Origin of the sequence: Bradyrhizobium sp. 613_E4_N2_2 (assembly GCF_052075995.1) — a bacterium.
Lineage (GTDB): Bacteria > Pseudomonadota > Alphaproteobacteria > Rhizobiales > Xanthobacteraceae > Bradyrhizobium > Bradyrhizobium barranii.
This window is the reverse complement of sequence record NZ_CP197234.1, coordinates 6470323-6484177: the sequence shown is the minus strand read 5'-3', so window position 1 is coordinate 6484177 and position 13855 is coordinate 6470323. Positions and strand designations below refer to the sequence as shown.

Here is a 13855-nt window from a genome sequence, read left to right as displayed (position 1 = left end):
CGATCAGTTCTTGCGCGGGACGGATGCATTCGCATTCTCTTCCGCATAGTTCTGCGGGAAGGCGAGCGCGCTCGTCGACGAGGCCGGCTTGGCCAGCTTGTCGTCGTCGGCAGCCGCCTTGGTCGCGGTCCTGGCGGCGTCATCGAGCAGCTTCTCGACGCGCACCAGCACGTCGGCGCCGCGCTTGGTCAGCACGGGCGGCGGGCCGGGCTTGGTCTCCAGCACCTTCGGTGCCGCATTGGCCTGCGCTGCCATCGGCTGCGGCGGCAGCTTCTGGCCCATGCCGATGCCGGGGATTTCCCGGACCTCGACGCCCTGATGCGCGGTGACCATGATGTCGTGCCAGGTCTGCGCCGGCAGCGAGCCGCCGGTCATGCGGTTGGTCGGCGAATAGTCGTCATTGCCGTACCACACCGCGCAGGTGAAATTGCCGGTGTATCCGACGAACCAGGCGTCGCGATACGCATTGGTCGTGCCGGTCTTGCCGGCGGTCGGAATGCCGTCGAGCGCGGCGCGGCGCGCGGTGCCTTCGCTGACGACGTGGCTCATCATGCCGGCCATGTCGGCGGCAACGGAGGCCGGGATCGCCTGTCGCGGCTTCGGACCGTCGCGGTCCCAGCGCCAGACCGGATCACCGGCACCGGTGCGCACTTCCAGCACCGAATGCGGCGTCACCGCCTTGCCGCGGTTGGGGAAGGTGGCGTAGGCGACGGCGTGCTCGATCACGGTGACTTCGTCCGAGCCGATCGGCAGCGACGGCGTGTCGGGCAGCGGTGCCTTGAGGCCGAAGCGGCGGGCGACCTCGACGATCTTGGCGCGGCCGAGCTTGGCCGGGTTCGGCGCCTTCGGCTGTTCCTTCTGGCCGATGGCAATGGACAGCTTGACGGGCACGACGTTGATCGAGCGCGTGATCGCCTGCGTCAGCGTCACCGAGCCGGAATAGGAATGGCCATAGTTCTGCGGACACCAATTGCCGATGCAGACCGGACCGTCGACCACGATCGAGTTCGGCGTGAAGCCGTTGAGGAGCGCGGTGGTGTAGACGTAAGGCTTGAACGACGAGCCTGGCTGGCGATAGGCGTCGGTGGCGCGGTTGAACTGGCTCGCGCCGTAGTCGCGGCCGCCGACCATGGCGCGGATGCCGCCGTCGAGGTCGGAGACGACGGTCGCGGCCTGGGTCGCGTGATAATCGCGGCCAAACTGGCGCAGCTGGTTCTCGATGGCGTCTTCCGCGGCCTTCTGCACGTTGGTGTCGATCGCGAGGCGCACCACGAAGACGCGCTCGGTGTACGACTTCGGGAAGGTGTCGACCAGCTTGCGCATCTCGTCGAAGGCGTAGTCGAGATAGTAGTTCGGCGAGGCCTCGTCGCGGCGATCGACCGCGAAGGCCGGGTTGCGGCGGGCGCCGAACACCTGGCCCTCGGTCATGAAGCCGGCATCGACGAGATTGTCGAGCACGACGTTGGCGCGGGCACGCGCCGCGGGCAGGTTGATGTGGGGTGCGTATTTGGTCGGCGCCTTGAACAGGCCGGCGAGCATCGCGGCTTCTGCCAGCGTCACGTCGCGCGCGGATTTGTTGAAGTAGAAGTGGGCTGCGCCGTCGACGCCGAAGGTGCCGCCGCCCATATAGGCGCGGTCGAGATAGAGCTTGAGAATCTCGTTCTTGGTCAGGCGCCATTCCAGCCAGACCGCGAGGAAGGCCTCGTTGACCTTGCGCTCGATGGTGCGCTCGTTGCTCAAGAACAGGTTCTTGGCGAGCTGCTGGGTGATCGAGGAGCCGCCCTGGCGGACGCCGCCGGCCTGGGCGTTGGTGACGAGCGCGCGCGCGGTGCCGGCGATGTCGATGCCGAAATGCTCGTAGAAGCGGCGGTCTTCGGTGGCGAGCGTCGCCTTGATCAGCACGTCCGGAAAGTCTTCCAGCGGGATCGAGTCGTTGTGCTTGATGCCGCGGCTGCCGATCGGGTTGCCGTAGCGATCGAGGAACGACACCGCGAGGTCGGACTTCTTCAGCCAGTCCTCGTCCGCGGTCTCGCGGAAGGCGGGGATGGCCAGGGTGAGCATCACCACCAGGCCGCCGAGGCCCAGTGTCGCGGCCTCCGACAGCGGCTCGATGAACACCCAGCGCTTCCACCGCCCGACATAGAAGCGGTCCATGAAGGTCGAGTAGCGCTCGTAGAGCTCGCGGATGCCCTTGGCGGAGGAGAACAGCGAGGAATCGATGCGCGCGTCGAGGTCCAGAAAGAAATTCCGGATGCGGCTCTTCCAGTTGGATGGTGTGTTCTGGACCACCTAGAACCCTTGAGGCTCGGTTCGACAGCGTTCAGGCACCCGGCCGGGCGGCACCGAGACGTCTTGAGGGAATGTTACGGCAAACCCAAGGCGCCGGTTTCGCGTCCGAGGGGACTTGCTGTTCCTTCTAGCCGAGCAGGGCCCATAAACCAATGGTCAGGCTCGCGATTTTGAACAACAGGCCTAATTGACCCCGGTTCATTACGGGCCTCAATTGGGCGTTGCTTGCAGCGTCCCGGCCGCACGCCGTAGATGAACGAGCCGTAGCTCTTTCGAACCCTTGTTGAGGCGCATGACCGCAGCTCCCAAACGACCTTCAGGCCAGGAAGGATTCTTCTGGAAAACCAAGACGTTGGAAGAGCTGTCGACGGCCGAATGGGAGAGCCTGTGCGACGGTTGCGGCCGCTGCTGCCTGAACAAGCTCGAGGACGAGGATACCGGCGATATCTATTTCACCCATGTCGGCTGCAAGCTGCTCGATGCCGGGACCTGCGGCTGCAAGGACTATCGGAATCGCTCCGCCAAGGTTCCCGATTGCGTCCGCCTGACCCCGGCCAATGTCCGCACCCTGAACTGGCTGCCGCCGAGCTGCGGCTACAAGCTGGTCGCCGAAGGGCGCGACCTCTATTGGTGGCATCCGCTGGTCTCGGGCGATCCCAACACCGTTCATGAAGCCGGCGTCTCCGTCCGCGGCCGGGTCGAGGGCAGCGAGGAGGAGATCCCGGACGAGGAGCTCGAGGACCACATCGTGCAATGGCCGGCGCAGCTGCCGAAACGGGCACGCCTGAAGCGACGTCCGAAGGACTGACCCGCCTGCGACGTCGAATCACGTCATCGCGATGACCCCGCGGCGGGATGCACCCATGCGCCGCGGTGCCTGCCTGAGAAGAACTTTCCTCTCTACATTGCCTGCATAGAACGAATCCTCCGCGGCGTTTGCGCCTCCTCACGGCTTCCGATCGAGATGAACAAGTTCGACCGGCAGAGCAGTTCTGCCGACATTCAGGCTTTGCCTGACGACATTGCCGAAGAGCTGTCCCGCCTTCCCAGCGAGGTCTTGAGCGTCGACGACGCGCCTTCGCTCGCGCCGCCGGCGCCGTTGTCGCAGGACGAGGTCCGGACCATCGTGATCAGCCTGATGCTGACGATGTTCCTGGCTGCGCTCGACCAGACCATCGTCGCGACCGCGCTGCCGACCATCGGGCGCCAGTTTAACGACGTCTCCAACCTCTCCTGGGTCATCACCGCCTATCTGCTCGCCTCGACCGCGGTCGCACCGGTGTTCGGGACGCTGAGCGATATCTACGGCCGCCGCGTGATGATCATCATTTCGCTCAGCCTGTTCGTCGCCGGCTCCGTGCTGTGCGCGATCGCGCCGAACATGCCGATGCTGATCCTGGCGCGCGGCCTTCAGGGCCTCGGCGGCGGCGGCATCATGCCGGTCGTGCAGACCGTGATCTCCGACGTCGTCTCCCCGCGCGAGCGCGGCCAGTACCAGGCCTATTTCTCCAGCGTCTGGATGGTCGGCGGCATTTTGGGCCCGGTCATCGGCGGCGTGTTCGCCGAGCATCTGCACTGGTCGATGATCTTCTGGATCAATCTCCCGCTCGCGGCCGCCGCCATCGCGATGCTGCTGCCGAAGATGAAGAAGATCCCGGTGTTCCACCGCAAGCGCAAGGTCGACTGGCTCGGCGGCGTGCTGCTGATGGCCTCTGCGGTCGTCTTCATGCTGGTGCTGACCTGGGGCGGCACGCGTTATCCGTGGCTCTCGCCGACGGTGCTTGCGATGGTGGGCGGCGCTGTCGCGCTCGCGGTCACCTTCGTGTGGCACGCGCGGCGGGCCGACGAGCCGTTCCTGCCGTTGAAGCTATTGACGGGTTCGGTGGCGCCTTTCGCCATGACGGCCGGTGGCTGCGGGCTCGGTGCGATCACGGGCCTCACCGTGCAGCTGCCGCTCTATTACGAGTCGGTCTACCATCTCAGCGCCAGCGAGGCGGGGCTCGCATTGATTCCGCTCGCGGCGGTCTCGACCTGCGGCGCGGCGATTGCCGGCCGCACCATGGCGCGCGCAAAACACTACAAGCGCGTTGCCATCATCGGCACGTCCTGGGCCGCGCTGTGTGGCCTCGCGCTCACGGTCACCACCTTGCCGCTGTGGGGCTTGCTGATGCTGATGGCCGCGTTTGCGCTCGGCCTCGGCACGACCTTTCCGGTCTGCGTGGTCTCGCTGCAGAATTCGGTCGCGCGCCCGCAAGTCGGCACCATCACCGGCGCGATGAACTTCTTCCGCTCGCTGATGTCCTCGTTCACGGTCGCAGCGTTCGCGGCGATCCTGCTGATCGCGCTCGGCACCGACGTTCCGCTGGCCGGCGAGCATCACGCCGCGGGTGCCATCGCAATTCCCGCCGACGACATGCGCCACGCCTTCCGCTACGTCTTCGGCGCCGCCACCGCGCTGATGACCACCGCCGCGCTCTGCCTGATCATGATGGAGGAGCGGCCACTCGCCGGCCCCTCCGTCACGCAGCAGGTGGAGATGGCGGAGTAGGGGTTAGCCGCCGCGATCGGGATCGTCGTCGGCATCACCTGCGCTCGTCTTTCGCGCCTTCGCCGCGAGCTGTTCCTTGAGCTTCGCGAGTGCTTCGGCGGACCAATCATTCACATCTGTCACCGCAACCCAGGCATCGACGTAATGCTCGGGCGCGTAGACATGGCCAAAGCCCATCGGCGTCGCGGTCGCGACCGCCATGTCGAGGGCGAGCTGCAGCATCGTCACGACAGGATACCATCGCAGCTCCGGCGACACGTCCGGCCCGCGCGGTGCATTCATCCAGTCCGGCGCCTGATAGGCGTCGCGGTAGGCGAAGAAGGTGATCGCGTCGCTGGCATATTGCAGATAGACGACGCGCATCGGCCCCCAGGGCGTATCCGGCGGCACCGTCGGTCCATTCTGGTTCATGAAGCGGACGAGGCGGCCGTCGCGGAATTCCGGGAGCCAGGCCGGCGATCCCGGATTGCGGTTCGCAGTGACCGAGCGCCAGATGCGGCTCTCGAATGGCGCCCCGCTCCACAGCGCGCCGCCAATGGGATCCCCGATCGTCTCGAACAGCTCCGCGGATTTCTCCGAGTTCATGGCGCCGAGGCTCAGTCCGTGCAAATACAGCATCGGCCGCTTGTCCTTCGGCAGCGTCGTCCAGTAGCCGTAGATCTCCGCGAACAACGCGCGCGACGCCTCTGCGCCGTATTCGGGCTGAAACAGCAGCGACAGCGGGCTGTTGAGATAGGAGTACTGCATCGCGACGCTCGCGACATCGCCATGGTGGAGATATTCGACCGTATCCATCGCGGCCGGATCGATCCAGCCAGTGCCGGTCGGCGTGATGACGATCAGGATTTTGCGGTCGAAGCCGTGCTGGCGCTTGAGCTCCTCGAGCGCGAGCCTGGCGCGCGCTTGCGCGGTGTTGCGGCTGCCGAGCCCCACATAGACGCGCACGGGATTCTGCGCGGGCCTTTCCGTGACGGCGCTGATCTCGGCTGCGGTCGGGCTTGAGGCGATGAACCGGCGCCCCATGCGCCCGAGCTCCGTCCACTTCACCAGCGATGCCGGGCTTCCCGTCCGGTCGGCTGCGGTTGGCTGCGGCCGCTCCGGCTCGAACAGAACATCGAGTTCGCGGAAGGAGGAATCGAGTGCGTTGAACGCCGTGCGGATCAGGACATTGCTGGCGATCGACCAGAACAGCAGGGCTGCGACGAGCACGCCGATCACGTTCGCGACCTTCCGCGGAACGAGGCGTCGTGTGCGCGCGGCGAGAAAGCGGGCGACAAGCGCGAACAGCCGCCCCAGCGCCAATAGCACGACGAACGTGATCAGGGCGATGGCGCAGACCTTGAGCGGATGGGCGGTCTCCACCGGCGCCATCTTCATCACGGTGCGGATCGAGTTCTGCCATTCGGCGGTGCGCGCGAGGGCGAGGATGACGACGAGCAAGCACCCGACTGCGACAAGCGCATTCGCAACTGATCTTGCGCGCGCCGAAGGCTCGGGCAGTTCGAGATAGTGCCACAGCCGGCGCCACAGGATTCCGGCGAAATAGCCGATCGCAAAGCAACCGCCGGCGAGGGCGCCTTGCGTGAGATAGCTGCGCGGGATCAGCGTCGGCGTCAGCGCGGCAGCGAAGAACAGCGCACCCAGCATGAGGCCGACGCCGGACAGCGACAGCAATTGTCGCCGAATGAACCGAGCTGGATTCATGAAAGCACCTCCCGAGCCACGCTATCCTCCGGTCGTGTCCGGAAAGCTGCTCTTTCGCGGCAACAGGATCGTGAACTCCGTGAACGCGCCGGGCTCTGTCGTGACGTCGATCGTGCCGCCGTGCTGCTTCACGATGATGTCGTGGCTCATCGACAGCCCGAGACCGGTACCTTCGCCGGCCGGCTTGGTGGTGAAGAACGGATTAAACATCTTCGCCTTCACGTCTTCCGGAATGCCGGTGCCGTTGTCGCGGATGCGGATCTCGATGCTGTCGCCGCGGTCGCGGGTCGCGGCGATCACCACCGGCTCGTAACCGGCGGCGCCGCTGCCCATCTGGCGCCTGGTCACCGCATAGAACCCGTTCGAGATCAGGTTCAAGAGCACCCGGGAAATCTCCTGCGGAAACACCTCCGCCGAACCTGCCGCCGGGTCGAGCTCGCTCTTCAGCGTCACGTCGAAGAGCGGCTTCTCGGCACGCGCGCCGTGATAGGCGAGGTTGAGACTCTCCTCGACCAGCGCGTTGATGTCGCTGAGCCGATGCTCGCCGCCGCCCTCGCGCGAATGCAGCAGCATGTTCTTGACGATGGAATCGGCGCGCCTTCCGTGCTGCACGACCTTTCCAAGATTGTCCCTCAGCAGCCCGGTCAGCTCGTCCACCTCCGCGCGCAGATCGTCGGCGAGCGGGACGGGCGCAAGCACCTCGTTCAGCTCGTCGGTCAGCTCGGCCGAGAGCGAGGCGAAATTGTTGACGAAGTTGAGCGGGTTCTTGATCTCGTGCGCGATGCCGGCGGTGAGCTGGCCGAGCGAGGCCAGCTTTTCGGTCTGGACCAGACGGTCTTGCGCCGCGCGCAAATCGTCGAGCGATCTGGCGAGCTCCCGCGTGCGGTCCTGCACTTCGTTGAACAGGCGGGTGTTCTCGACCGCGATCACGGCCTGGTCGGCAAAGGTCTTGAGCAGGCTGATCGCCTTGTCCGGGAAAGGGCCGGCCTCGCGGCGCGTCACGCCGATGGTTCCGATCGCAATGCCATCGCGCAACATCGGAATCACGAGGATGCTGCGATAGCCGCGCGTCCGCGCCAGCTCCCGCATGGCCTCCGTGAGGTCGGGCTCGTTCTGCATGTCGCTACGGAAGGCGTAGTCACCACTCGTCGCCACCCGGCTGTGAATGCCGGATGCCGCAAGCGGCGCCGGGAACGAGCTACGCAGCTCCGCGTTGCCGGCCTCGTTGTCGGTGGTGAAGGCGGCCAGATGCAGCATGCCGTTGATGACGCGGGTGACGGTGGAGGAATGTCCGCCGACCAGCGCCTTGGCACTGTCGGAGATGGCCTGGAACACCGGCGTGACGTCGGCGGGCGAGGCCGCGATCACCTTGAGGATGTCCGCGGTCGCGGTCTGCCGCTCCAGCGCTTCCCGGGTGGCGTTGAACAGGCTGACATTCTTGACCGCGATCACCGCCTGGTCGGCGAAAGTCTGCAGCAGCCGCACATGATGCTCGGCGAATGCGCCGGTCGTCCGCCGCGTGGCGATGATGACGCCTTTGGCCTCGCCCTCGCTCATCAGCGGCGTGAACAGCATGCTGCGAAAGCCGCGGGCGCGCGCGATGTCGCGTGCCGCCGGCTCGAGCTCGGTATCCGGCAGCTGCGCCGATTCACCATGGGCCGTGAGCTGGTACGCCGGGAACTGCGCGAACGGCACCGGAAACGAGGCCTGGAGCACGCGGTCGCCGGCCGGATCGCCCGGCGTGAATGCCACGAGGTGCGCGGCGCCGTCGACATAGCGCAGCACCGCGGTGGAGAAGCCGCCGATCAGCCGGTTGGCGTTGGCGGCGACGGCGTCGAACACCGGCTGCACGTCGGAGGGCGAACTCGCCAGCACTTTCAGAATGTCGGCGGTCGCGGTCTGCCGTTCCAGTGATTCCCGCGTCTCGTTGAACAGGCGCGCGTTCTCGATCGCGATCGCGGCCTGGTCGGCAAAGCTCTGTTGCAGCGCCATCTCATCATCGGTGAAGGGCGCGAGGCGGTCGCGGTAGACGATTAACGCGCCGATCGCCTTGCCTTCAAGCCGCAGCGGCGAGCCGGACATCGAACGCGTGCCGGCGGCGCGAGCGTGAGGCATGCCGGGCCAGTCGGCGATGGCCGGATCGACATTGTCGAGATCGGGAACATGAACCTGCCGGTTCTCGGCCACGATGGTGCCGGGCATGTTGCGGCCGCCGATCTTGAGCTGGGCGAGCGGCACGCCGGCGCCGACGCGCATGGAGCTGTCGCCGACCCGGATCACCCTGGACCACCCGTCGCCTTCCGCAATGTGAATGGTGGCGCTCGGCGCGCCGAACAGATGCATGGTCGCTTCCGCGATCTGTTGCAGCGAGCTCTCCGCATCGCCCGAGGAGTTGGCGATGGTGCGCAGGATCTCCATGCTGGCGTTCTGGCGGTCGCGCGCAATGGCAAGCTCGGCTCGCAGGCGGGCATTCTCGCCCGCTTGGGATCGCAATTGCCGTTCGAGCTCGGCGGCCTTGTCCTGGGGAGGCGCGGTCATTGATAATCCGGCTAAGCGCCGCGACGTACGCGGTACCAAGCCCGATTATCACATCTCCTGCGGCCGGAGCCAGCGCCGTGCCCCCGCCTTGGTGCAAACGGCTCACGTGCCCGGCCGCGACACCTCGGTCTCCTTGCTGGTGATGAACTCCAGCAGCACCGGCACGCCTTCCTTCGTCTTCTGGATGCCGCGCTTGATCGCGGGGATGATGTCCTCCGGCCGCGTCACCCGCTCGCCATGGCCGCCAAAGGCGCGCGCCATTGCGGCATAGTCGCCGGAGATGTCGGTCGAGCGATATTTCTCGGTCGAGATCGGCATCACCTTCAGTTCGATCGCCATCGAGAAATTGTTCAGCAGGATCGACATGATCGGGATGCGCTCGCGCACCGCGGTCTCGAAATCCATGCCGGTGAAACCGATGGCCGCGTCGCCCCAGACATTGATGCAGAGCTTGTCGGGCTTTGCGAGTTTTGCGCCCATCGCGAGCCCAAGGCCGTAGCCGAGCTGCGTCGTCTTGCCCCAGCCGAGATAGGTGAGGGGCTCGACCGCCTTCCAGAACGGCGAGAGCTGGTCGCGCGGACTGCCGGCATCGTGGGTGATGATGGTGTTCTTGATATCGACGGTGTGCTGGAGGTCCCAGAGCACGCGATAGGGGCTGAGCGGCGCGTCATTGCTGGTGAGTTTTGGCATCCATTTCGCCAGCCACTCCTTGTGCGAAGCGGCGATCTCGGCCGCGACCGCTGATGCATCGCGATCCTTCGTGACGGTCTTGCCGATCTCCTCCAGCAGCGCATCGAGCACGAGGCCGGCATCGCCGACGAGGCCGACCTTGGCTTCCACATCCTTGTTGAGATGGTTCGGATCGAGCGTGGAGTGGATGATGGTCTTGCCCTTCGGCATCGCGACGCCGAAACTGGTTTCCGTGAACGAGCAGCCGATGCCGAAGATGACGTCGGCCTCAGCGAGGAATTTGGGGACCGCGCGCGGCACCGCGAGGCCGCCCGAGCCGAGCGATAGCGGATGCGTTTCCGGGAACGATGATTTGCCCCCTAAACTGGTGGTGACGGGAATGGCGAGCCGCTCGGCGAGCCGCTTCAATTGCGGCCAGGCCTGCGCGTAGTGCACGCCCTGGCCGGCATAGATCACGGGACGCTTCGCGTTGACGAGCAGAGCTGCTGCCTCCTTCACATGAACAGGATCGGCGCCGTAGCGCGTGCGCAGCACCGGCGTGTAGTTCAGCGGCTCCGGCACCTCCTCGTTCCACATGTCGGCGGGGATCTCGACGATGACGGGCCCGCCGCGGCCGTTCTTGAGCTTGGTGAAGGCACGGCGAAAAATGTTGGTGACCTCCGCAGCCAGGATGATCGGCTCGGACGATTTCGAAAACGCCTTCATCGCCTCGCTGGAATTGAAGTTCGGCTCGATATGCGCAAGCCTGCGCTGATAGCCCATCGGCAGCACCAGCACGGGCACGGATTCGCCGTAGCATTGCGCAACGCCGCCCATCGCGTTTTCGGCGCCCGGCCCGTGCTGCATGCAGAACGCGCCGATCGATCGCCCCGACGTCACCCGCGAGATCGCGTCCGCCATGTGCACCCCGACGCGCTCCTGCCGCACCATCACCGGCCGGATCTCGGCCTTGGCCGCGTGCTCGATCAGATGGTTGACCGGATAGCCGCAGAGGATCTCGATCCCCTCGCGCTTCATGATTTCCGCAATGGCGGTGCCGAGCTTCATGGCGTCTCTCTCCTCAGGCTTGGCCGGTTGCTCCGGCCGATTGGGGAGAGAGGATCAGGAATTTGCAGGAGGGTAAAGCACGGGTGGGCGACGGGCGCGGTAGGTCAGCCATGCAGCGAGCTGCCGTAGCCTGGATAGGGCGACTTGTCCGCCGTAGCTCGAAGAGCGAAGGCGGAAGCGCAATCCGGGCTACAAACGTCCTACTTGCAGTTTTTGCAGATCGTCAGCTTTCGTTTCAGCGCCTCGTCTTCCTGATCGACCGATGACTGGCCGCCGAGGCCATTTGTATCGGGATTGGACGTGGAATTGGACTTGGCGCCCTTTGCTGCGCGTGACCTCACGGGCGGCGTCACCTGGCTTGAGGCGTCATTGTCGTCGACGGTGCCTACGCTGAAGCCATCGTAGTCGGCGGCCGGATTAGGCATCGGCGGAGGCCCGCCGATCACAGGGGGCGAAGCCTCCCTGCCGGATGTCGCCGGCGGAATTCTGGAAGTTTTGGCGCTCGCGCGCGGTGGCGATGCATTGGGCGGGGCAAGCGAAACCGGAGGCGCGACCGAAGTCTGTCCTCTCGCGCTGTCGTGCGACCAGGCGCCGACAAACATGAGGCTGAGAGCCAAGACCGTCGCGCTTCTCATCCGAATCCTTCAAATCGCTCTGGCCCAATGATTGAGCATGGCCCGTCGAACCACGCCGGGCCGAAGACTATCAGGACTCAAAAGGCCGTCAAAGCGCGGGAGCGCGAGGATGTGGTTGCTTGAAGGACGTTGCGTAGCGTCCGGGACACGATTTTGAGTGCTTTACGGGCCACCCACCGTCATTGCGAGCGCAGCGAGGTAATCCAGAATTCCTCCGCGGGAGGACTCTGGATTGCTTCGCTGCGCTCGCAATGACGAGATCGCGGAAGGAGCATGCGCCGACGGCCGCACCCGAGCCGGCGCGTGCAGGGACGTCGCCTCAGGCCAGGGCGGCCGTTACGAGGCGGCCGTTACTTCAGCGACGAGCTGATCGAGTTGAACTTGTTGTTGAGGAGCTGGCTGCCCGTGTTGTTCACGACGGTCACGATCGCCAGCGCAATGCCGGCGGCAATCAGGCCGTATTCGATGGCGGTTGCGCCAGTCTCATCGGCAAGGAAAGACCTAAGCAAAGTCATTGCCAACTCCTCTTCATCCGATCCAATGTGTGGCAGCGTCGTTTTCGGACTGGTAAATAGATCGAATAGATTTTTCTGCGCGACGGAAGAATGAAGCCCGGGCGGCCGCGCCTCCGTCACATACGATGGCATCCATTAAATTAAGGTTCCATCGATCCATCCAAATGGATTCAAATCGACCGCCCTCCGCAAGGACGCGCGGAAGCCGCGGTGTCTGTCAGGGCGTGATGGTCGGGCCCGGTGCGGCGGGGAGGCGGCGCTTCAGCACGGTCGCGAGACGGCCGACGAAGTCCTTCATCGTGCCCGGCTGCGGCTGCGGCCGCGGCGCGGTGCTCGCCGCCTGCTCGTGATCAGGCGCGTCGTTCACGATGCTGATGTAGTTCTTTCTGACGTCCTGCTGCACGGGGGCACGCGAACCTTGGCTCGATCGGAGCCGGAACCATGCTGCGCATAAGGGGAACCAACGGTTAATTTTGTCGCCCGTAGGAATACCCTGTCGTGCTGGACACGAGGGCGCCGATTAACGGTTTGTTGAGCCTGTTCGTCACGGTCGGCACGGATGCCTGCCCGGGATGACTACCAGGGACGACAACCAAGGCGCTCATCGGCCGCGGCCGTCCGCATTCAGCGCCCGCAACATCGCGATGCGGGCGAACATTACCCAGCCGCCGCCTGTCTCGGCTGCGTTGATCAAGGTCTCGATGGCGGTCTGCCAGTGCGTCTCGTGCTGCAAGTCTTCAGGCAGCTGCATGATGTAGTCCGCCGCGTCTTGCAGCGTCAGCAGCTTGCGCTTGTGGCTTACGCGAACAGGATCGTCGAACGCCGTCGACCAGGGCATGTCAGGCCGGCCGATCGGCGAGGGGAGACATCACGGCGCGATGGCAGACGCGGATTGCGTCTAACCGGCCTTCTTCGCCCGCGCCGGCGCGCGCACCGGCTTGTCGGCCTTCTTGGGCGGCGCTTCCTTGGCTGCTGCAGTCTTGCCGCCCTTGCCGGTGATCGGCAGCAGCATCTCGCGCTGGCCCTCGACGCGCTTCTTCGGCTTCTTGCCCTTGACGGTCTCCCTGACGGGCTCCTTGGCGGCCTTGGCCGCGGGCGCCATGTCCTTCTCGCTGGCGATGCTCTTCTTCAGCGCGTCCATCAGGTTGATGACGTTGCCGCCGGTCTTCGGCGCGGCCTTCGCCGCGATCGGTGCACCGCTGCGCTTCTTGTTGATGAGGTCGATCAGCGCCGTCTCGTAATGGTCCTCGAACAGCTCGGGCTCGAACGCGCCGGATTTCTTTTCGACGATGTGCTTGGCAAGGTCGAGCATGTCCCTGGTCAGCTTCACGTCCTGGATGTCGTCGAAATATTCCTTCTCGCTGCGGACCTCGTAGGGATAGCGGAGCAGCGTGCCCATCAGGCCGCTCTCGAGCGGCTCCAGCGCGATGATGTGCTCGCGGTTGGTCAGCACGACGCGGCCGATCGCGACCTTGTCCATGCTGCGGATGGTCTCGCGGATCACCGCGAAGGCGTCGTGGCCGACCTTGCCGTCAGGCACGAGATAGTAAGGGCGGATCAAATAGCGGCTGTCGATATCGGTCTTCGGCACGAACTCGTCGATCTCGATCGTGTGCGTGGAGTCCAGCGCGATGTCGTCGAGTTCGTCCTTGGTGACCTCGATATAGGTGTCGGTGTCGACCTTGTAGCCCTTGACGATGTCCTCGGAGGTCACCTCGTCGCCGGTCTCGGCGTCGACCTTGAGGTACTTGATCCGGTGGCCGGTCTTGCGGTTGATCTGGTTGAACGAGACCTTCTCGGTATCCGAAGTGGCCGGATACAGCGCGACCGGGCAGGTCACGAGCGACAGACGCAGAAAACCCTTCCAATTGGCGCGGGGGGCCATGGGC

10 protein-coding genes and 1 pseudogene are annotated in these 13855 nt (G+C 65.2%); 2 read left to right on the top strand and 9 right to left on the bottom strand.

The window, feature by feature from the left end:
• Positions 1 to 3: 3 nt before the first annotated feature.
• Positions 4 to 2289 carry a transglycosylase domain-containing protein gene (locus tag AB7290_RS30820; RefSeq protein ID WP_135214850.1) on the bottom strand — a complete coding sequence of 762 codons (2286 nt, stop codon included), beginning with the start codon at positions 2287 to 2289 and terminating at the stop codon, positions 4 to 6.
• Positions 2290 to 2581: 292 nt separating this feature from the next.
• On the opposite strand from AB7290_RS30820, the gene AB7290_RS30815 reads away from it, so the two are divergent.
• Together AB7290_RS30815 and AB7290_RS30810 are read left to right on the top strand one after the other, a co-directional pair.
• Positions 2582 to 3097 carry a YcgN family cysteine cluster protein gene (locus AB7290_RS30815; protein ID WP_085402729.1) on the top strand — a complete coding sequence of 172 codons (516 nt, stop codon included), beginning with the start codon at positions 2582 to 2584 and terminating at the stop codon, positions 3095 to 3097.
• Positions 3098 to 3253: 156 nt separating this feature from the next.
• Positions 3254 to 4837, top strand: a complete 1584-nt coding sequence (locus AB7290_RS30810; protein ID WP_085402730.1) for an MDR family MFS transporter — start codon at positions 3254 to 3256, stop codon at positions 4835 to 4837.
• Positions 4838 to 4840: 3 nt separating this feature from the next.
• Here the strand turns inward: AB7290_RS30810 and AB7290_RS30805 are convergent, their stop codons facing one another.
• From AB7290_RS30805 to ku, 8 genes and pseudogenes are all read right to left on the bottom strand, one after another.
• Positions 4841 to 6541 carry an alpha/beta hydrolase gene (locus AB7290_RS30805; protein WP_085402731.1) on the bottom strand — a complete coding sequence of 567 codons (1701 nt, stop codon included), beginning with the start codon at positions 6539 to 6541 and terminating at the stop codon, positions 4841 to 4843.
• A 21-nt stretch (positions 6542 to 6562) separates the two neighbouring features.
• On the bottom strand, positions 6563 to 9079 hold the full coding sequence (locus AB7290_RS30800) for a GAF domain-containing protein (RefSeq protein ID WP_085402732.1): 2517 nt from the start codon (positions 9077 to 9079) through the stop codon (positions 6563 to 6565).
• A gap of 102 nt (positions 9080 to 9181) precedes the next feature.
• Positions 9182 to 10825 (bottom strand): annotated as a pseudogene (locus tag AB7290_RS30795) (thiamine pyrophosphate-requiring protein); the annotation flags it as partial.
• 191 nt (positions 10826 to 11016) lie between these two features.
• On the bottom strand, positions 11017 to 11451 hold the full coding sequence (locus AB7290_RS30790; protein ID WP_085402734.1) for a hypothetical protein: 435 nt from the start codon (positions 11449 to 11451) through the stop codon (positions 11017 to 11019).
• 350 nt (positions 11452 to 11801) lie between these two features.
• Complete coding sequence (locus AB7290_RS30785) at positions 11802 to 11966, bottom strand: Flp family type IVb pilin (protein ID WP_014496710.1); 165 nt, start codon at positions 11964 to 11966, stop codon at positions 11802 to 11804.
• A 217-nt stretch (positions 11967 to 12183) separates the two neighbouring features.
• The gene (locus AB7290_RS30780; RefSeq protein ID WP_085402735.1) at positions 12184 to 12369 is read right to left on the bottom strand and encodes a hypothetical protein; all 186 of its coding nucleotides are present in this window, start codon (positions 12367 to 12369) and stop codon (positions 12184 to 12186) included.
• A gap of 198 nt (positions 12370 to 12567) precedes the next feature.
• Positions 12568 to 12804 carry a hypothetical protein gene (locus tag AB7290_RS30775; protein ID WP_085402736.1) on the bottom strand — a complete coding sequence of 79 codons (237 nt, stop codon included), beginning with the start codon at positions 12802 to 12804 and terminating at the stop codon, positions 12568 to 12570.
• A 60-nt stretch (positions 12805 to 12864) separates the two neighbouring features.
• Entirely contained in the window at positions 12865 to 13851 is a 987-nt protein-coding gene (gene ku / locus AB7290_RS30770) for a non-homologous end joining protein Ku (RefSeq protein WP_085402737.1), read from the bottom strand.
• Positions 13852 to 13855 lie beyond the last annotated feature (4 nt).